We start from the raw sequence: 18848 nt of genomic DNA on the forward strand, positions 1-18848 counted from the left end.
CAGATCCCAATCATTCCACCGATCGAGGTGTCCACCAACATTAGACCAGCACACTCGCTTGGGCGGCGCGTTCTTTTTCGGCCTGGTGCAGGCGCTGCAGCATGGCCTTGAGCACCTTCGGGTTGCCGGCGACGACATCACCGCGGCGCAGCACATCCGGGTTGCCGGCCCAGTCACTGACCACGCCACCCGCCTCCTGCACCAGCAGCAGGCCCGCCGCGATATCCCAGGGCTGGAGGCCCATTTCCCAGAAGCCATCGAAACGCCCGCAGGCAACCCAGGCCAGATCCAGCGCGGCGGAGCCAGGACGGCGCACACCGGCGGTACCCGGCACCAGGTGGCGCAGGCTGCTGAGGTAACGCTCCAGATCCTGGCCTTCGCGGAAGGGGATGCCCGTGCCCAGCAGGGCGCCGTTGAGGTCCTTGCGGTCGGAGACGCGGATGCGACGGCTGTTGAGAAATGCCCCGGCACCCCGCGTCGCGGTGAACAGCTCTTCCTTCAGCGGGTCGTAGACCACTGCCTGTTCCAGTCGTCCCTTGTGCTTGAGTGCGATGGAAATGCCGTACTGGGGGATCTCGCGCAGGTAGTTGGTGGTGCCGTCCAGCGGGTCGATGATCCAGACGTATTCGCCGTCAGCCCCGTCCTGCTGTCCGCCTTCTTCCGCCATGATGGTGTGATCGGGGTAGGCGCGGCGCAGGGCCTGCACGATCGCCTGCTCGGCGGAGAGGTCGACATCCGACACCCAGTCGTTGCGGGCCTTCTCGCGCGTGTTCATACGATCCGGTCTTCCCCAGGCGCGGGTGGTGATGCGTCCGGCCTCGCGAGCCGCCGATACCGCCGTGTTCAGCATGGGGTGCATGGGGTGTCTCCTGGTGTCCTGAGGGGTGTCCAGCGGGCGCGCGCACGTGCCGCGGAAAGGCCGCGAACAATACACAAGCGGCTCTTTTTTGGGAAGTCGCAGGCACCGGTGTGTACAATCCGACGCCTTGAACGAAGGGGGTTCCGCATATGGAGCAATGCCTGGGCCGGGTGCGGGTCGTGCTGGTGGGCACGACGCATCCGGGCAACATCGGCTCCGCTGCACGCGCGATGAAGGCCATGGGGATCACCGATCTGGTGCTGGTAGCGCCAGAGCGGTTCCCGCATGCGGATGCCACGGCGCTGGCCTCCGGGGCCGATGACCTGCTGGCGGGGGCACGGGTAGTGGACGACCTGGCGGCTGCGGTCTCGGACTGTGTGTGGGTCATTGGCACCAGCGCCCGGTTGCGCACGCACTCGGTGCCCGTGCTGGGTCCGGACATCGCGGCCGAACAGGTGCTGACGCAAGCGGCCGAGGGGCCGGTCGCGCTGGTGTTCGGGCGCGAGCACAGCGGGCTGACCAACGCCGAGCTGGATCACTGCAACGCCTTTGTACAGATCCCGACTGTCCCGAATTTCAGCTCCCTGAATCTCGCTGGCAGCGTGCAGGTGATGACCTATGCCTTGCGCATGGCCGCCCTGGCCGGAGAGTCGGCCAGAACGGCAGCCGAACCGGAGGATGCGCGCGACCCGCTGGCGAGCCAGGCGGAGATGGAGGGCCTGTTCAGCCATTTTGAAAAGGCGCTGACGACCATCGAAGTGCTGGATCCCGAGAACCCGCGTCATCTGATGCGGCGTCTGCGCCACCTCTATATGCGCGCGGGGCTCAGTGCCAGCGAGGTGCGCATGCTGCGCGGCATATTGACGCACACGGAGCGTGGCCGCTGAGGCGGGCCGCGCGCGGAAGTGATACCTTAGTAAATGACTCAGGAATGAGGCCGGACCATGTTTGACAGGATGCGCGAGGATATCCGCTGCGTGTTCGCACGCGACCCCGCCGCCCGCAACGCCTTCGAAGTGTTGACGGCGTATCCCGGTCTGCATGCGCTCTGGTATCACCGGCTGGCGCACTGGCTGTGGAACCATCGTATGCGCTGGCTGGGGCGGGTGATCGCCAACTTCAGCCGCTGGGTAACCGGGATCGAGATCCACCCGGGCGCGAAGATCGGGCGGCGCTTCTTTATCGACCACGGCATGGGCGTGGTGATCGGCGAAACTGCTGAGGTCGGCGACGATTGCACGATCTACCACCAGGTGACCCTGGGTGGCACCAGTTGGGAGGGCGGCAAGCGCCACCCGACGCTGGGCAACGAGGTGGTCATCGGTGCGGGGGCCAAACTGCTCGGCCCGATCCACGTGGGTGACCGTGCGCGCATCGGTTCGAATGCCGTGGTGCTGAAGGATGTCCCCGCGGATGCGACCGCGGTGGGAATCCCGGCGCGGGTCATCGGTCCGCGGCCGGAGCCGGACCCGCGGTTTCAGCAGATGGCCGACCGCATGGGCTTCGACGCCTATGGCGTGGCCCGCGACATGCCCGACCCGGTGGCCAACGCGATTCACCGGATCGTGCATCGGGTGCACGAACTGGACGAGCGCATGGACAAGGCCTGCCAGGCCCTGAAGCGTGCGGGGATCGACCCCGGCGAGGTGGTGGGCGATGTGGACTCGAGGCCGATCGAGCCCTGCGATCTGGAGGGGCTGGAGCCGGACGAATGTGAAGTGCCCCGGCCTGCGGAAAGCCAACAAGAACGTAAACAGCAGGGGAATACTTGATCGTTTTGGTCGGGTATTCTAAGCTGCGCGGCAAATGAGCAGGAAACAAACACAGCCATGAAACTGACGACCAAAGGACGCTACGCCGTCACCGCCATGCTGGACGTGGCGATGCACACCGAGAACAGCCCGGTATCGCTGGCCGAGGTGGCGCGACGCCAGAAACTGTCATTGTCCTATCTGGAGCAGCTGTTTTCCAGGCTGCGTCGGCAAGGCCTGGTGAACAGCAGTCGCGGCCCGGGTGGCGGCTATGCGCTGAGTCGGGAGCCCGAGGGTATCTCGGTGGCCGATATCATTGTCGCGGTGGACGAGCCGGTGGATGTCACGCGCTGCGGCGGCAAGGCTAACTGCAATTCCGAGTCACGCTGTCTGACGCACGACCTGTGGACGGATCTCAGCCAGCAGCTCTACGACTTTCTCAGCAGTCGGACGCTGGCGGACGTGCTGGAACGGCATCAGGCGCAGATGGCACAGGACGGCGTGAAGAAAGTGGTCATGCACGGCGACGCCCTCAAGGGCGGTGCAACGAAATCGAGCAATGCGACCGCCTGAGGCGGTCGCGAAAGGAGTGAACACGAAATGAGTGACCTGAAACTGCCCATCTACCTGGACTACTCCGCGACCACGCCGGTCGACGAGCGTGTGGCCGAGAAGATGACGGGCTGCCTGACCAAGGACGGCCTGTTTGGCAACCCGGCTTCGCGCAGCCACAGCTTCGGCTGGGGTGCGGAAAAGGCTGTGGAGAATGCCCGCGAACAGGTTGCCGCGCTGGTTGGCGCCGACCCGAAGGAGATCATCTGGACCTCCGGCGCCACCGAGTCCGACAACCTGGCGATCAAGGGTGCCGCGCATTTCTACCAGCGCAAGGGCAAGCACATCATCACGGTCAAGACCGAACACAAGGCCGTGCTGGATACCGCACGCCAGCTGGAGCGCGAAGGCTTCGAGGTCACCTACCTGGGCGTGAAGGACAACGGCCTGGTGGACATGGATGAGCTGCGGGATGCAATCCGCGATGACACGATTGTCGTCTCCGTGATGCACGTGAACAACGAGATCGGCGTCATCCAGGACATCGAGGCAATCGGCAACCTGTGCCGCGAGCGCGGAATCGTGTTCCACGTGGACGCCGCTCAGTCCGCTGGCAAGGTTGCGCTCGATCTGTCCAAACTCCCGGTCGACCTGATGAGCTTTTCCGCGCACAAGGTCTACGGCCCGAAGGGTATCGGCGCGCTGTATGTGCGCCGCAAGCCGCGGGTGCGCATTGAGGCGCAGATGCACGGCGGTGGTCACGAGCGCGGCATGCGTTCCGGCACCCTGGCGACTCATCAGATCGTCGGCATGGGCGAGGCCTTCCGCGTCGCCGGCGAGGAAATGGGCACCGAACTCGAGCGCATCCGCATGCTGCGCGACCGTCTGTGGGCGGGCCTCGATGGTATGGAAGAGGTCTACCTGAACGGCGACGCCGAGCAGCGGGTCGCACACAACCTGAACGTCTCGTTCAACTTCGTCGAGGGCGAGAGCCTGATCATGGCGCTGCGTGACATCGCCGTGTCCTCCGGTTCCGCCTGTACCTCGGCGAGCCTCGAGCCGTCCTACGTGCTGCGCGCGCTGGGCCGTGACGACGAGCTGGCGCACAGCTCGATCCGCTTCTCCATCGGTCGCTACACGACCGTCGAGGAGGTCGACCATACAGTCGAGATCGTGCGCGCCGCAGTGGCCAAGCTGCGCGAGCTCTCCCCGCTGTGGGAGATGTACCAGGACGGCATCGATCTGAGCACCGTCGAGTGGGCGGCCCACTAGGCCACCGGCTCGGCACCACGAACGCAAACGCGTACTACGCAACAGGAGAACGGTCATGGCTTACAGTGACAAGGTTCTGGACCACTACGAAAATCCGCGCAACGTCGGCAGCTTCGACAAGAACGACGAGTCCGTCGGCACCGGCATGGTCGGCGCCCCGGCCTGCGGCGACGTGATGAAGCTGCAGATCAAGGTCAACGACGACGGCGTGATCGAAGACGCCAAGTTCAAGACCTACGGCTGTGGCTCGGCCATCGCCTCCAGCTCGCTGCTCACCGAGTGGGTGCGTGGCAAGACCCTGGAAGAGGCGAGCCAGATCAAGAACACGCAGATCGCCGAAGAACTGGCCCTGCCGCCGGTGAAGATCCACTGCTCCGTGCTGGCCGAGGACGCGATCAAGGCGGCCATCTCCAACTACCAGGAGCGGCATGGTCAGAACGAGCAGAAGACCGCCTGAGGTGCCTATGGCGATTACACTCACCGAACCGGCGGCCGAGCGCATCCAGAGCTTTCTTGCCCAACGGGGCAAGGGCTTGGGCGTGCGCCTCGGGGTCAGGACGACCGGCTGCTCGGGCATGGCCTATGTGGTCGAGTTCGCGGACGATATCGAAGACACTGACACGGTGTTCGAGGATCGTGGCGTGAAGCTCGTGGTCAACCCGAAATCGCTGGTCTATCTGGATGGCACCGAGCTGGACTTTGGCAAGGAAGGCCTGAACGAGGGTTTCAAGTTCAACAACCCGAACGAGAAGGCCCGGTGTGGCTGTGGTGAAAGCTTCAGCATCTGAGTGATGCTCGCATCCGGGGTGGTGCATGGTGGTTGCCTGGCAACCACTGTCCCACCCCGTTTTGCGTTGGGTGCCCGCCGCCCCCGTTGCCAGTCTCTCGTTGCGAGGACAGCAGGACGTCATGACCGATCCCTTCGAGCAGTTCGACTTGCCGGTCGCCTTCGAAATCGACCGTCAGCAGCTGGCCGAGCGCTTCAAGCGCCTGCAGGCGGAGCTGCATCCCGACCGCTTTGTCCGCCAGGGCGACCAGGCGCGGCGCATGGCCGCAGCCATGGCGGCAGATGTCAACGAGGCCTATGCCATCCTCGACGATGACTACCGCCGTGCGGTGGCATTGCTGGAGCGTGCGGGTGTCACGTTCGATCCCGAACGCGATACCAGCCAGAACATCGAGTTCATCGAGGCCCAGATCGAGTGGCGTGAACGCCTGGAGGAGGCCGAATCCGCCGGCGACCGCGAGGAACTGGACGCGGTGGGCATGGAGCTGGAAAAGGCCCGCGATGAAGCGCGCTCGAAGGTCGCCGAGGCCCTGGCCGATCCGGCATCGCCCGGGGCACAAGCCAAGGATCGCGTGCTGGAACTGCGCTTTTTCGACCGCCTGCTGACCGAGCTGAAACGAACCCGACAGAACCTGGCGCGCGGCTAGTCCATAACCAGCCGCGGCCTCCAAAGGAGCCGATTTTCCATGGCGTTACTGCAGATCACCGAACCCGGAGCCGACTCCGCCCCGCACCGGCGGCACCTGGCGGCCGGGATCGACCTGGGCACCACGCATTCGCTGGTCGCCACCGTGCGCAGTGGCGTGGCCGACACCCTGCCGGACGAGCAGGGCCGCCATATCCTGCCTTCGGTCGTGCACTACGGTGCGGATGCGGTCAGCGTCGGGTACGAGGCGGCCGAGCATGCGGCGGATGATCCGCACAACACCATTGCCTCGGTCAAGCGCCTGATCGGCCGGGGCGCGGCGGATGTGGCCACGCTGTCCGGCGAGTTGCCATTTCGGCTGAAGACCGGGGACTCCAGCGTTCCGCGGATCGAGACGGCCGCCGGGGACAAGACGGCGGTTGAGGTATCGGCCGACATCCTCAATACCCTGCGCGAACGTGCCGAAGCGACACTCGGTGACGAGCTGGAGGGCGTGGTCATTACCGTGCCCGCGTACTTCGATGACCCCCAGCGCCAGGCCACGCGCGATGCAGCGCAACTGGCGGGCCTGAACGTCCTGCGCCTGATCAGCGAGCCGACCGCCGCAGCGGTCGCCTACGGGCTGGACCAGGCCGAAGAGAGCACCATTGCGGTCTATGACCTCGGTGGCGGGACCTTCGATATCTCCATCCTGCAGCTGCGCCGCGGGGTGTTCGAGGTGCTGGCGACCGGGGGCGATTCGGCTCTCGGCGGCGACGACATTGACCGTGCAATTGCGGACTGGCTGCTGAATCAGGCCGGGATGACCGGCGAAACCGACCCGCAGCGTCTGCGCCGCGTGCTGTTGTCCGCACGCAAGGCCAAGGAGGCCTTGACCGATGCCGACAGCACCCGGGTCGAGGTCGTGCGCGCCAATGGTTCGAGCTTCACCGCGGATCTCGACCGCGCGACACTGGTGGACTTGGCCAAGCCCCTGCTGGAGCGCACTATGACGGCCTGCCAGCAGGTGCTGGAGGATGCCGATCTCGCGCCCGATGCCATCGACGAGGTCGTGCTGGTCGGGGGCTCCACGCGCATGCCGGCGGTTCGTGAGGCGGTGGAGCAGTTCTTTGGTCGTGCGCCGCATGCAGGGATCGACCCCGATCGCGTGGTCGCCATCGGGGCGGCCCAGCAGGCGGACATCCTGGCGGGCAACAAGCCGGATACCGAGCTCCTGCTGCTGGACGTGATCCCGCTGTCGCTGGGTCTGGAGACGATGGGCGGGCTGGTCGAGTTCATCATCCCCCGCAACACCACGATCCCGGCCACCCGCGCGCAGGACTTCACCACCTTCAAGGACGGCCAGACCGCGATGTCGCTGCACGTGGTGCAGGGCGAGCGCGATGTGGTCGATGCCAACCGCTCGCTGGCGCGTTTCACCCTGTCCGGTATCCCGCCGATGGTCGCCGGGGCCGCGCGCATCCGCGTGACCTTCCAGGTCGATGCCGATGGGCTGCTGAACGTGACCGCACGCGAGCAGACCCAGGGCGTGGAGGCGCATATCGAGGTCAAGCCGAGCTACGGCCTGACCGACAGCGAGATCGAGCAGATGCTGCGCGATTCCGCCTCCTCCGCGCGCGAGGACATGGAGGCGCGGCGCCTGCGCGAGGAGCAGGTCGAGGCGGACCGCGTGCTGGAGGCACTGGATGCCGCGCTGGAGACGGACGGCGATCGTTACCTCGAGGCCGAGGAGCGCCGGACCATCGAACAGGCGCGCGACGCCCTGCGCGCCGAACGCGAGAAGGGTGCCGATCCCGACGCCATCGAGGCTGCGCGCAAGCGCGTGGAGCAGGCCTCCGAGGCCTTTGTCGCGCGGCGCATGAATGACAGCATCCGGCGCGCGCTCGCCGGACACAACGTTAGCGAATACGACGCAGGGAACTGACCATATGCCCCAGGTAATCTTTCTGCCCCACGAGGAAATCTGCCCGGAGGGGGCCTCCATCGAGGCTGAGCCGGGTGTCAGCATCTGCGATCTCGCGCTGAAGAACGGGATCGAGATCGAACATGCCTGCGAGAAGTCCTGCGCCTGCACGACCTGCCACGTCTACGTGCGCGAGGGCTTCGACAGCCTCGAGGAGCCGACCGAGGACGAGGAAGACATGCTCGACAAGGCCTGGGGGCTGGAACCGGATTCCCGGCTCTCCTGTCAGGCGATCGTGGCCGATAACGATCTCGTGGTCGAACTGCCGAAGTACACGATCAACCAGGTCTCCGAGAACCACTGAGGACAGCACGATGAAATGGACCGATACGCAGGAAATCGCGATCCAGCTGGCGGATGAACACCCGGACGTGGACCCGCGCAACGTCAACTTCATGGACCTGCGACAGTGGGTCATGGAGCTGCCGGAGTTCGACGATGACCCGAACCGTTCCGGCGAGCGCATCCTCGAGGCGATCCAGCTCGCCTGGATGGAAGAGGCCGACGTCGACGACTGAGTTACCCGTCGCCTTCGAGGGTGTGCTCGGCCTCTTCCTGCTGATGGTGCCATAGGCGCGCATAGGCGCCACCCTTTGCCAGCAGCTCGCGATGCGTGCCGCGCTCGACCACCCGGCCGTGCTCCATCACCACGATCTGTTCGGCGTCCATCACAGTGGACAGCCGATGGGCAATGACCAGCGTGGTCCGGCGCACCGAGATCTCGTTCAGCGCCCGCAGGATCGCCTTCTCCGATCCTGAATCCAGCGACGAAGTCGCCTCGTCGAAGACCAGGATCGGTGGATCCTTCAGCAGCATGCGGGCGATCGCGATCCGCTGTTTTTCCCCGCCGGAGACCTTCAGCCCCCGTTCCCCCACAATCGTATCCAGCCCGTCCGGCAGCTGCGCGATGAAGTCGTCGAGGTGGGCGAGGCGCACCGCGCGGCGAATGGCTTGCTCGTCCGCGCCTGGCTGGCCGTAGGCGACGTTGTAGCGGATGCTGTCGTTGAACAGCACGGTATCCTGCGGCACCACGCCGATGGCGCGGCGCAGGCTGGCCTGCGTGACCTCGCGTATATCCTGACCGTCAATGGTGATGCGCCCGCCGTCCACGTCGTAGAACCGAAACAGCAACCGCGCCAGAGTGGATTTGCCGGCCCCGCTGGGGCCGACCACGGCCAGCTTGTGCCCGGCCGGGATCTCCAGCGAGACGTCGTCGAGGATGCGCCGGTTGCCGTGGTAGCCGAAATCCACATGTTCGAAGCGCACCGTGCCCGCCCGGACTTCGAGATCGGGGGCATCCGGGCGGTCCTCCACCTGCACGGGCTTTTCCAGCAGGCCGAACAAACGCTCGATGTTGGCCAGCGACTGGCGGATCTCGCGATAGACGAAGCCGAGGAAGTTCAGCGGCATGAACAGCTGAATCATGTAGGCATTGACCATCACCAGATCCCCCAGTGACATCTCGCCGGCAGCCACCTGACGCGTGGCCAGCAGCATGATCACGGTGATCGCGGCGGCGATGATCAGCGCCTGTCCGGAGTTCAGCAGCACGAGCGTGAGGACGTTCTTGGTGCGTGCCTGTTCCCAGGCCGCGAGCCCGCGGTCGTAGCGTTCGGCCTCGAAGGACTCGTTGCCGAAGTACTTGACGGTTTCGTAGTTCAGCAGGCTGTCGATCGCGCGGGTGTTGGACTCGTTGTCGCGCAGGTTGGCCTCGCGCACGAAGCGCGTGCGCCATTCGGTGATCCAGATCGAGAAGGCGATGTAGACCGCGACGGCCACCAGCACCGTGACCATGAACACCGGCCCCACGGCGATCAGCAGGATCACCGCGACCAGCGCGATCTCGATCAGGGTCGGCAGGATGTTGAATACGGTAAAGCGCAGCAGGAAGCTCATGCCGCTGGTGCCGCGCTCGATGTCGCGCGCCAGGCCGCCGGTCTCGCGAGCCAGATGAAAACCCAGTTCCAGCCGGTGCAGGTGCTGGAAGACGCGCAGCGAGGCGCGGCGCATCGCGCGTTCCGCCACGCGCACGAAGACTGCGTCGCGCAGCTCGCCGAACAGCGTGCTGCCAAAGCGCAATAGCCCGTAGCCGATCACCAGGGCCACCGGTACGGCGACCAGTGCCTCGGTACCGGCGTCCTCGAAGTGCTCGACGATGTATTTCAGCGCCAGCGGGATCGCGACCGTGGCCAGCTTGGCCAGCCCCATCAGCACGAGCGCCAGGATCAGCCGCCCGCGAAACTCCGCCAGATAGGGGAGCAGGCTCTTGAGGATGCGCCAGTTCACCGCCCCGGGGGTTGGGGCGTCCGGATGGCTCGCGTGGCCGCGCATTCAGGCGTGCTCGACACAGTTGCGGCTGGCGCGTTTGGCCGCGTAGAGCGCCCGGTCGGCGCGCGCGATCAGGCCCTCGGCCGTATCGCCCGGTTCGAGGGCGGCGACGCCGAAGCTCGCGGTGAGCGGCGGATCGGTCCCGAAATCGTGCTGCTCGATCGACTGGCGCAGGGTCTCGGCGAGGCTGGAAGCTTGTCCGGCGGTGGTATGGGGACAGAGGATCAGAAATTCCTCGCCACCCCATCGCGCCGCCGTATCCGTCTCGCGAAGACGTTCATGCAGCAGTTGTCCAACAGCCCGTAGTACGTGATCACCTTGCGCGTGGCCCTGGTGGTCGTTAATGGCCTTGAAGTGATCGAGATCCACCATGATGGTGGCCAGCGGGCTCGATTGCCGCCGTGCGCGTTCAAGTTCGTCCTCAAGGGCGTGGTTTCCCTTCATTCGGTTGTGCAGCCCTGTGAGGGGATCCGTGGTCGCCAGGTGTTCCAGGTGTCGCTGGACGTTTTCCAGGTCCTGCGTGCGGTCGCGGACCATGCGTTCCAGTACCTGTGCGCGGTCCTCCAGTTCCTTGATGGGATAGGGCTCGCCTTCACCGTGGATGGTGGTCGGGAACGACCCATGCAGGTGAGCCAGGCGCCAGGCGCTGCCTTCCCGCCGAAAGACCAGCGTGCCACGCAGGTGATGGAGGTGAACGGACTGGTCGTGAATGCGGGTCTTCATGTCAAAGGCGATCATCGCGAGTGCGACGTCCGGGTGCGGAAAAGTGATGTGTTCCCGATGAATCGCATAGTCGAATGGTTCCGGGGCCTGCTCGATGTCGCGCCGGACGATTCGCACGACGTCCTCGGGGGAGAATGCGGCCTCGTCGACCCCGGTGCCAAAACCGCAGACTTCGGCTGAATGGAGCGCCAGTAGCCTGTCAGTATCACGGCGGCGCAACCAGGTATCGAGGTAGTCGCGCACCGCGGCGTGCACCTGCTCGTGGGCTGGGTCGGGCATGGGTTCGGGTCCTGCGGTGGGGAGGCGATTGGCGGGTGACGCTCGGCATCCTGCGAGGTGGACGATTGTAATGAATCTACACGCCCGTGCGAGAACGTGACCAGCGTTCGGCGAATTGTCCTTCTCGGTGTGGCTTGCCCGGTGCCAGGCTTGCAGGCTCCGGGGGGTTTCGGCAGGCTGCGTTATGCATTGAACCTTGGAGTTACCCTTGGAACCGACACGTCTCGCCGCCGGGCACGCGCAGGGAAGCGCACCGGCCACCGCGCCGCTGGACATCCTGCGCGAGACCTTCGGCTATTCCGATTTTCGCGGCCAGCAGCAGGCGGTCATCGAGCATGTGACCGCCGGCGGCGATGCCGTAGTGCTGATGCCCACCGGCGGCGGCAAGTCGCTGTGCTACCAGATTCCGGCGCTTGCACGGCCGGGCTGTGCGGTCGTGATCTCCCCGCTGATTGCGCTGATGCAGGACCAGGTGGCGGCCTTGCGCCAGAACGGGGTGGCCGCGGCCAGCCTGGATTCTGGTCAGAACGCCGAGACCGCGCGCGGCGTGCTGGCCGCACTCCATGCGGGCGAGCTGGATCTCCTGTACCTGTCCCCGGAACGGCTGTTTGCCTCGGGCATGCTGGAGCGTCTGCAGGGGATCGAGCTGGCCCTGTTCGCGATCGACGAGGCGCACTGCGTTTCCCAGTGGGGCCACGACTTCCGGCCGGAATACGGCCAGCTCGCGGTGCTGGCCGAACACTTCCCGGATGTCCCGCGCATGGCGCTGACCGCCACGGCCGACGGGCCGACCCGCCAGGAGATCCGCGAACGGCTGCGACTGGAACAGGCCCGCGCGTTCATCAGTTCGTTTGACCGTCCCAATATCCGCTATCGCGTGGCCCAGGCCGATGGCGGGCGCGGGGGTGCCCCGCGCGACCGCCTGCTGCGCTTTATCCGCGAGGAGCACGCGGGCGAGGCGGGCATCGTCTATTGCCTGTCGCGCAAGAAGGTCGACGCGGTAGCCGAGTGGCTGGCGGAGCAGGGGGTTCCCGCGCTGCCTTACCACGCGGGCCTTTCTGCTCGGACGCGCGCGGAGAACCAGACCCGCTTCCTGCGTGAGGAAGGCGTGGTCATGGTGGCCACGATCGCGTTCGGCATGGGGATCGACAAGCCCAATGTTCGGTTTGTCGCGCATATGAACCTGCCCAAGAGCCTGGAGGGCTACTACCAGGAGACCGGGCGCGCGGGGCGCGACGGGCTGCCGGCCAATGCCTGGATGGTCTACGGCCTGCAGGACGTGGTTACGCTGCGGCAGATGCTGGAGGGCTCTCAGGCCGGCCCGGAGCGCCAGCGCATCGAGCAGCAGAAACTGGACGCGATGCTCGGGTTTTGCGAGATCACGAGCTGCCGCCGTCAGGCCCTCCTGGCGTACTTCGACGAACACATGCCGGAACCCTGCGGGACCTGCGACAACTGCACGGATCCGCCCGCGACCTGGGATGCCAGTGTGCCGGTGCAGAAGCTTCTGTCCTGCATCTACCGCACCGGTGAGCGTTTCGGGGCCGGGCATGTGATCGATGTGCTACGAGGTTCGTCGAGCGAGCGCCTGCAGCGGCTGGGGCACGATCGGCTCAGCACCTACGGCATCGGCGCGGAACTGGACAAGATGCAGTGGCGTGGGGTGGTGCGCCAGTTGCTGGCCCGAGGCCTGCTGCGGCTGGACGACGAGGGCCATGGAGGGCTCAAACTGGATCCCTCCTGCCGCGGCGTATTGCGCGGGGAGGAATCCATCCATCTGCGCGAGGAACAGGCGCGCCCGTCACGCACAGCCCGGCCGGCGCGGCGGGATACCGCCCGCAGTGTGTCGGCCATGGACCCGGAGGACCGGGGTCTTTGGGAGCGCCTGCGAGCCCTGCGCACCGATCTGGCGCGCGAGCAGGGTGTGCCGCCGTATGTGATTTTCTCCGACGCGACTTTGCTGGAAATGGTCGCCAGCGCCCCGCGTACGCCGGAAGAGATGGCGGGGATTACCGGGGTGGGGCAGCACAAGCTCGAGCGCTACGGGGATGCCTTTATTCGGGCCATCGAGGGGCATTTCGGGCTATAGTGGTGCAAACGCGACGGGGTCTGTCCCATCAAGCAGGGAAAGGCCCGATAACAAGACGACAACAGCCGGGGAGACCGCGTGAGCCATACCCCTTTTCTGAAGGATTTCTACGAACTCCGGGATGGCCAGTTGGTGGTTACTCCCGAACAGGGCAGCGACTTCGCCAAGACGCTGGCGGGCGATTTCAACCCGATCCATGACGCCGACAATCGGCGCTTCTGTGTGCCGGGTGATCTGCTGTTTGCCCTGGTGCTGGATACGTTCGGCGCGAGCGCGAACATGCATTTCCGTTTCACCAGCATGGTGGGCGGGCATGTGCCGTTGATCTTCCCGGACAACCCGGGTGATGCCTTTGCCATTACGGCGGACGGCGGCAAGAGCGTGATCGAGGTCGAGCGTTCCGGCCGTGTGATCAATGATCCGGATGTGATCGAGTCGCTGATCCGCAGCTACGTCAGTTTCTCCGGGCAGAACTTCCCGCATGTGCTCGTGCCGCTGATGGAGGAGCACGGGGTGATGGTGAACCCCAAACGCCCGCTGGTGATGTACGAGCGCATGGGGTTCCGCTTGCCGGAGCCACTGGCCGCGACGGCGGGTGTTCCCGAGCCGCGGCTCAAGGATGCGGTGATGACCGTCCATGGCAAGCGCGGGGAAATCCGCCTCGACTACGAGCTGGTGATCGACCAGGCCGTGGTGGCCGAAGGCAGCAAGCATCTGGTGCTGAGCGGGCTGCGGCCGTTTGATGCGGCGGACGTCGAACAACTGGTGGCCGACTACGAGGGCTGGAAGGCCGCCTACATCGGCGAGGTCCGCGCACGGCGGGTGGTCGGATAAAACAGACCGCCTAGTCGGCGGTGTCGCGCGCGTGTTCGGCCAGGATATCGCGTGGGATGATCGCCAGCGTCTCTTCGTGCGTAGCGCGCAGGAACACCCCGGGCGCACAGCCGGCCTTGTAGGCCTCCAGCCAGCGCCCGGCACAAAGGCACCAGCGGTCCCCGGCCTTCAGGCCCGGGAATCCGAATGCCGGGTTGGGTGTGCTGAGGTCGTTCCCTTTCGCGCGCGAGAACTCCAGGAATTCCTCGGTCAGTTCGGCGCAGACGGTGTGAATGCCCTGGTCGTCATGGCCGGTGGCGCAGTCACCATCGCGATAGAAACCGGTGACGGGATCGGTGCCACAGGGTTCCAGTGGACGACCAAAGACGTTGCGGGATTCGAAGCGCTGCATCAGTCAGCATCTCCTGTCGAATGATCTGCCCTGCAGGATATCGAAGTCGTCAGCGTACCGAGCGGTTCCTGCACGCTTGGTAAGCGATCATCCCGGATTGCATCCTCGGGGCTCTTTACACGGGTCGAAACGTGAGGTGGTCGGCAGTTTTTCGGGTGGACCGGAACGCCCCGACCTGGCAAACGGACTCACGGGCAGGAACCCACGCAAGGAGTAGGTGACATGATGTCGACGAAACGTTGGGTAATGGCGGCGGCACTGGGCGCGTTGTTTGCGGTGGGTACCGCTCAGGCACAACCAGGACCCGGTGGACCGCCGGGTGGTGCGCCCGGGGCCAGTGGCGATACGCCGGCCGGAGGCAACCCGCCGCCCGGCCATGGTGGGACGCCTCCGGGGCAGCAGCGCGGGGGTGGCAGCCCGGACCTGCCGGAGCCGCCGCGGACGTCGGGCCCGCCGAGCCCGCCCGAGCCGGGGGATGGCCCGCTGCCGGACCCGTCCGATCTCCCGGAGCCACCGACCCCGCCCACGCCCGATCTCTGATCGGTCTCTCTAACGGCTTCCTGCCCGCCGTGCACGTAGCGCGGCGGGCAGGGCCGGGTTCATCAAGACCGCATAGGCCATGGTGGCGGCCACCACGCCGACCAGGGGCGGCACGACGGGCGAGTAGTATGCCGACGCCGAGCCGGCGGCGTAGGCCAGCAGCCCCGGCCAGTGAACGCTTGGGAGCCGGGTCTCGGCCAGTTGTGGATACTGCCCCCGGTGGCGCAGCCAGTAGTCGGCCATGATTACGCCGCCCAGCGGCGGGATGAAGGTCCCCAGCAGGATCAGGAATGGCACCAGGTAGTCATACATCCCGGCCACCGCCAGTGCTGTGCCGATGGCCGCCCCGAGTACCGTCACCAGACGCCTGCGTTGCGTGCGCAGCAGATTGCAGCCGGCCACGCCGAAGTTGTAGATGGTGTTGTCCTGGGTGCTCCAGATGTTCAGCAGCAGCATCAGCAGGGTGAAGGTCACGAACCCCTGCGCCAGCATCACGTGGACGATGTCCGCCTCGTGATAGATCAGCGCGCCCAGTGCGCCGGTCAGTACCATCAGCCCATTCCCCAGTACGAAGGCCGCCAGGGTGGCGATTACCGCAATGCGCGGTGTGCGGGCGAAGCGGGTCCAGTTGGTTGCCAGCGTCGCACCGCCCACAAACGTCCCGATCACGATGGTGAGCGCGGCACCAAAGCCCATCTCTGTTGCCGGGACCTGTCCCAGCAGACCGCCGGGGCCGCCGACCTCGCCGACGCCAATGAACAGCGTGAACAGGATAAACAGCAGCATCACCGGAACGGCAACGCGGGAGAGCCAGTCGAGGCCGCGGTAGCCGATCATCGCGGTGATGCAGAAGGCAAAGCCGAACAGCACCATCAGCCCGACTTCCATGGCGTCCGGCAGGGCCGTGGTCTCCACCAGGATGATCGCGACGGTCGCGGTACCCCAGGCGTACCAGCCGATCTGGGTGAATGCGAGGATCACGTCGGAGAGCTTGCTGCCCCATTCGCCGAAGCAGAAGCGCCCCATCAGCACCGTGTGCAGCCCGCTTCGGCAGCCGATGTAGGCGAGGGTGGCGGCATAGGCTCCGAGCAGGAGATTGCCCAGCGCAATTACCAGCATCAGCTCGCCGAAGCTGAAGGCGGTGCCCAGCGAGCCGCCAGCCCAAAGAGTCGAGGTGAAGAAGGTGAACCCGAACAGGACCACGGTCATGGACAAGAACCCCTTGCGGGCATGATCCGGTACTTCGCTCAGGGGGTGGTCGTTGTGGTTCACACGGGGCCGCCGGCTGGGAGTCCGGGGAGTGTACCGGTGCTGGGCCTACTTCGCTTCGGCGCCCAGGGCGCGCATCTTCTCCAGCCAGCGTGTGCGCGAGGCGTCGTCACCCCCGGATTGCCCGATCAGGGTGTGGCGCACAGGGCCCAAACCGCAGAAGCGGAAGACGTTGCGTTCCAGGCTCTTCAGACTGTGCGCGCGATAGAACCAGCGGTAGATCGGGGCCGGCATGCCCATGGTGACGACGATACGTACCGAGCGGCCCTTGAGGCGGGTATGGCGCAACTGATTCATGTCGCCGTCGCCCACAAAGGATGGCCGAAAGACCTGCTCCAGAAAGCCTTTGACCAGCGCGGGCATGTCGCCCATCCACAGGGGGTAGATCAGCATCAGGTGGTTGGCGACCTCGATCAGCTCCTGTGCTTCGAGGATCGCCGGGGGTACGGTCTCGTCCAGAAACTCGGCCTGGCTGCGCAGCAATGGGAAGTCCCGCTGGGCAATCGGGAACGTGTCCACTGCGAGACCTGCACGCTCGGCGCCCTCGCGGTAGGCGTCGGCCAGCGCATGGTCGAAGTGGCCTTCGGCCGGGTCCGGGTGGCCCTGCAGGATCAGGATGCGTGTCATCGGCCAGCCTCCGACTGCTCGGGAACAAAGCACTTGAATACGAGCGTAGCCCATCACTGCAGCCGTCTGGTTTTACTGGCAGTAGCAGCGGCGGATCGGTGCACATCGATTCGAGTTTGCCCTACGATATTTCGGGTGCTGCAGTGCAGTGCAGTAACGGAGACGGGTTGAAATGGCTTTTGATCCGGTAGTTCTGTTCTTCCTGCTCGGGGCGATTGCCGGGCTGGCCAAGTCGGACCTCAAGATCCCGATGGCGATCTACGAGGCACTGTCGATTTACCTCCTGCTGGCCATCGGCTTGCATGGTGGCGTGAAGCTGGCGGAAAGCGAGCTGGTGCCGCTCATCCTGCCTGGCCTTGCGGTGCTGATGGTCGGGGCCCTGATCCCGCTGCTGGCGTTCCCGGTGCTGCGCTGGCTGGGGCATATGCCGCGCGCGGATTCGGCCTCCATCGCCGCGCACTACGGGTCGGTCAGTGTGGTGACGTTCTCGGTGGCGGTGGCCTTTCTCGCGGCCCGAGGGATCGACTACGAGGGCCACATGGTGGTCTTCCTGGTGCTGCTGGAGATGCCGGCACTGGTGATCGGCATCCTGCTGGCGCGCATGGGCACGAAGGGACCGGTGCAATGGGGCAAGACCATGCACGAGGTCTTTTTCGGCAAGAGCATCTTCCTGCTCGCCGGTGGGCTGGTGATCGGATTCGTGGCCGGTCCCGAACTGATGGACCCACTGGAGCCGATGTTCTTCGATCTGTTCAAGGGCGTGCTGGCCCTGTTCCTGCTGGAGATGGGGCTGGTCGCCTCGAGCCGGATCGCCGAGGTGCGCCAGTACGGGCTGTTCCTGGTAGTGTTCGCGATCGTGATGCCGGTGGTCTCGGCGATCCTCGGGATCCTGCTGGGCTGGGGCCTGGGCATGAGCCTGGGCGGTACGCTGCTGCTGGCTACCCTGTACGCGAGTGCGTCCTACATCGCCGCACCCGCGGCCATGCGGATCGCGGTCCCCAAGGCCAACCCCGCGCTGTCGATCGGGGCCTCGCTGGGGGTTACCTTCCCGTTCAATATTTTCCTGGGCGTCCCGCTGTATTTCTGGATGACCCAGTGGCTCTACTCGTTGGGAGGCTAGGGCAATGCAATCGGACGAGATGTTGCTGTTGACGGTGGTGGCCGAGGCCATCCTCGAGGACATCCTGATCGACGAGGTTCGCCGCCAGGGCGCGGCCGGCTACACCGTGTCCGACACCCGTGGCTGGGGCAAGCATGGCAAGCGCCGGGGCAACTGGCGCCAGGGCGGGAACATCAAGCTGGAGGTGGTCGGTTCCCCGGACCTGTGCGACCGCATTGCCAGACAGTTCAAGGAGCAGTACGAGGCGGACTATGGCCTGTTGATGTTCACCTCTCCGGTCACGCTCAAGAACTGAACCGAACCCGCGCGAGAACCTGGTAGAGGCCGGGGTTGCCATCCTGGCCGGATTCGATCAGCGCGACCTCCGCCGCGTTCCAGTGGATCGGGTGTTCGGGCCGGTCGCTTTCGGGCGGACGCGCGAAGCGGCGCAGGGTGACGTGCGGCAGGAACGGGTGATCCTCCGGCGTGACGCCACAGGCCCGGGCGAGGTCGCGCGCCCGGGCCGCGAGCGTGTCGAGCGCGGCCGGTGTCTCGGAGGGCCCGATCCAGCTGACGCGCGCCCGCTCGAAATGCCCCAGCCGGTCCAGCGTGAGCGGGAAGGCCTCCTGCTCCAGCATGCCGATCTCCCGGGCGATGCAGTCGACCTGGGTGGCGGGGATGGTGCCGGCAAAGGCCAGGGTCAGATGCAGATGGGCCTTGGGTATGGGCCGGCCGGGGCCGCCCAGGCGTTTCGCCTCTTCATCCAGCATCTCCCGCGTGGCTTCGTCAGGCCAAAGCGCAATGAACACGCGGCGCCGGTTGCTCAAAGCGTCTCTCCT

The 18848-nt window shown here is 65.7% G+C and carries 22 protein-coding genes; 15 read left to right on the plus strand and 7 right to left on the minus strand.

The genetic code is table 11. From position 1 onward, the window contains the following. Nucleotides 1-40: 40 nt before the first annotated feature. Entirely contained in the window at nt 41-859 is an 819-nt protein-coding gene (locus TK90_RS04160) for an inositol monophosphatase family protein (protein ID WP_012982237.1), read from the minus strand. Nucleotides 860-1008: 149 nt separating this feature from the next. On the opposite strand from TK90_RS04160, the gene TK90_RS04165 reads away from it, so the two are divergent. The 10 genes from TK90_RS04165 to iscX all read left to right on the plus strand — a co-directional run bounded on the left by TK90_RS04165 (nt 1009) and on the right by iscX (nt 8348). Then, nucleotides 1009-1746, plus strand: a complete 738-nt coding sequence (locus TK90_RS04165; protein ID WP_012982238.1) for an RNA methyltransferase — start codon at nt 1009-1011, stop codon at nt 1744-1746. Nucleotides 1747-1803: 57 nt separating this feature from the next. Continuing rightward, nucleotides 1804-2631 carry a serine O-acetyltransferase gene (gene cysE / locus TK90_RS04170; protein ID WP_012982239.1) on the plus strand — a complete coding sequence of 276 codons (828 nt, stop codon included), beginning with the start codon at nt 1804-1806 and terminating at the stop codon, nt 2629-2631. Nucleotides 2632-2688: 57 nt separating this feature from the next. Beyond that, complete coding sequence (locus TK90_RS04175; protein WP_012982240.1) at nt 2689-3183, plus strand: Rrf2 family transcriptional regulator; 495 nt, start codon at nt 2689-2691, stop codon at nt 3181-3183. A 27-nt stretch (nt 3184-3210) separates the two neighbouring features. Continuing rightward, nucleotides 3211-4434 carry an IscS subfamily cysteine desulfurase gene (locus tag TK90_RS04180; protein WP_012982241.1) on the plus strand — a complete coding sequence of 408 codons (1224 nt, stop codon included), beginning with the start codon at nt 3211-3213 and terminating at the stop codon, nt 4432-4434. Nucleotides 4435-4489: 55 nt separating this feature from the next. Next, on the plus strand, nt 4490-4891 hold the full coding sequence (iscU, locus tag TK90_RS04185; RefSeq protein WP_012982242.1) for a Fe-S cluster assembly scaffold IscU: 402 nt from the start codon (nt 4490-4492) through the stop codon (nt 4889-4891). A gap of 7 nt (nt 4892-4898) precedes the next feature. Then, complete coding sequence (gene iscA, locus TK90_RS04190; RefSeq protein WP_012982243.1) at nt 4899-5222, plus strand: iron-sulfur cluster assembly protein IscA; 324 nt, start codon at nt 4899-4901, stop codon at nt 5220-5222. Between the two features lie 121 nt (nt 5223-5343). Then, nucleotides 5344-5868 carry a Fe-S protein assembly co-chaperone HscB gene (gene hscB / locus TK90_RS04195; protein WP_012982244.1) on the plus strand — a complete coding sequence of 175 codons (525 nt, stop codon included), beginning with the start codon at nt 5344-5346 and terminating at the stop codon, nt 5866-5868. A gap of 39 nt (nt 5869-5907) precedes the next feature. Then, entirely contained in the window at nt 5908-7791 is a 1884-nt protein-coding gene (gene hscA / locus TK90_RS04200; protein WP_012982245.1) for a Fe-S protein assembly chaperone HscA, read from the plus strand. Between the two features lie 4 nt (nt 7792-7795). Continuing rightward, the gene (fdx, locus tag TK90_RS04205; RefSeq protein WP_012982246.1) at nt 7796-8134 is read left to right on the plus strand and encodes an ISC system 2Fe-2S type ferredoxin; all 339 of its coding nucleotides are present in this window, start codon (nt 7796-7798) and stop codon (nt 8132-8134) included. 10 nt (nt 8135-8144) lie between these two features. Then, on the plus strand, nt 8145-8348 hold the full coding sequence (gene iscX, locus TK90_RS04210) for a Fe-S cluster assembly protein IscX (RefSeq protein ID WP_012982247.1): 204 nt from the start codon (nt 8145-8147) through the stop codon (nt 8346-8348). 1 nt (nt 8349) lies between these two features. Here iscX and TK90_RS04215 read toward each other — a convergent pair whose 3' ends face one another. Both TK90_RS04215 and TK90_RS04220 read right to left on the minus strand, forming a co-directional pair. Continuing rightward, nucleotides 8350-10161 carry an ABC transporter ATP-binding protein/permease gene (locus tag TK90_RS04215; RefSeq protein WP_012982248.1) on the minus strand — a complete coding sequence of 604 codons (1812 nt, stop codon included), beginning with the start codon at nt 10159-10161 and terminating at the stop codon, nt 8350-8352. After that, a complete protein-coding gene (locus TK90_RS04220) occupies nt 10162-11160 on the minus strand; it encodes a diguanylate cyclase (protein ID WP_012982249.1) in 999 nt (332 codons plus the stop codon). Nucleotides 11161-11368: 208 nt separating this feature from the next. On the opposite strand from TK90_RS04220, the gene recQ reads away from it, so the two are divergent. Together recQ and TK90_RS04230 are read left to right on the plus strand one after the other, a co-directional pair. After that, on the plus strand, nt 11369-13249 hold the full coding sequence (gene recQ / locus TK90_RS04225; protein ID WP_012982250.1) for a DNA helicase RecQ: 1881 nt from the start codon (nt 11369-11371) through the stop codon (nt 13247-13249). A 78-nt stretch (nt 13250-13327) separates the two neighbouring features. After that, a complete protein-coding gene (locus TK90_RS04230; RefSeq protein ID WP_012982251.1) occupies nt 13328-14083 on the plus strand; it encodes a DUF3581 family protein in 756 nt (251 codons plus the stop codon). A 10-nt stretch (nt 14084-14093) separates the two neighbouring features. Here TK90_RS04230 and TK90_RS04235 read toward each other — a convergent pair whose 3' ends face one another. After that, nucleotides 14094-14474 carry a DUF2237 family protein gene (locus TK90_RS04235; RefSeq protein WP_012982252.1) on the minus strand — a complete coding sequence of 127 codons (381 nt, stop codon included), beginning with the start codon at nt 14472-14474 and terminating at the stop codon, nt 14094-14096. A 222-nt stretch (nt 14475-14696) separates the two neighbouring features. On the opposite strand from TK90_RS04235, the gene TK90_RS14625 reads away from it, so the two are divergent. Then, nucleotides 14697-15014: a hypothetical protein gene (locus tag TK90_RS14625; RefSeq protein WP_012982253.1), complete on the plus strand. Its 318-nt coding sequence runs from the start codon at nt 14697-14699 to the stop codon at nt 15012-15014. A 9-nt stretch (nt 15015-15023) separates the two neighbouring features. On the opposite strand, the gene codB is transcribed toward TK90_RS14625, so the two are convergent. Continuing rightward, nucleotides 15024-16286 carry a cytosine permease gene (codB, locus tag TK90_RS04240; protein WP_012982254.1) on the minus strand — a complete coding sequence of 421 codons (1263 nt, stop codon included), beginning with the start codon at nt 16284-16286 and terminating at the stop codon, nt 15024-15026. Between the two features lie 45 nt (nt 16287-16331). Continuing rightward, entirely contained in the window at nt 16332-16910 is a 579-nt protein-coding gene (locus tag TK90_RS04245) for an NAD(P)H-dependent oxidoreductase (RefSeq protein ID WP_012982255.1), read from the minus strand. Nucleotides 16911-17082: 172 nt separating this feature from the next. Here TK90_RS04245 and TK90_RS04250 point away from each other — a divergent pair, with 172 nt between their 5' ends. Beyond that, nucleotides 17083-18030 (plus strand): sodium-dependent bicarbonate transport family permease, encoded by a 948-nt coding sequence (locus TK90_RS04250; RefSeq protein WP_012982256.1) that lies wholly within the window; start codon nt 17083-17085, stop codon nt 18028-18030. A gap of 4 nt (nt 18031-18034) precedes the next feature. Beyond that, nucleotides 18035-18325, plus strand: coding sequence for a P-II family nitrogen regulator (locus TK90_RS04255; protein WP_012982257.1), 291 nt, complete (start codon nt 18035-18037; stop codon nt 18323-18325). Here TK90_RS04255 and thpR read toward each other — a convergent pair. Further along, nucleotides 18315-18836: an RNA 2',3'-cyclic phosphodiesterase gene (gene thpR, locus TK90_RS04260; RefSeq protein WP_012982258.1), complete on the minus strand. Its 522-nt coding sequence runs from the start codon at nt 18834-18836 to the stop codon at nt 18315-18317. The genes TK90_RS04255 and thpR overlap by 11 nt on opposite strands. Nucleotides 18837-18848 lie beyond the last annotated feature (12 nt).

Source organism: Thioalkalivibrio sp. K90mix (genome assembly GCF_000025545.1).
Classification (GTDB): domain Bacteria; phylum Pseudomonadota; class Gammaproteobacteria; order Ectothiorhodospirales; family Ectothiorhodospiraceae; genus Thioalkalivibrio.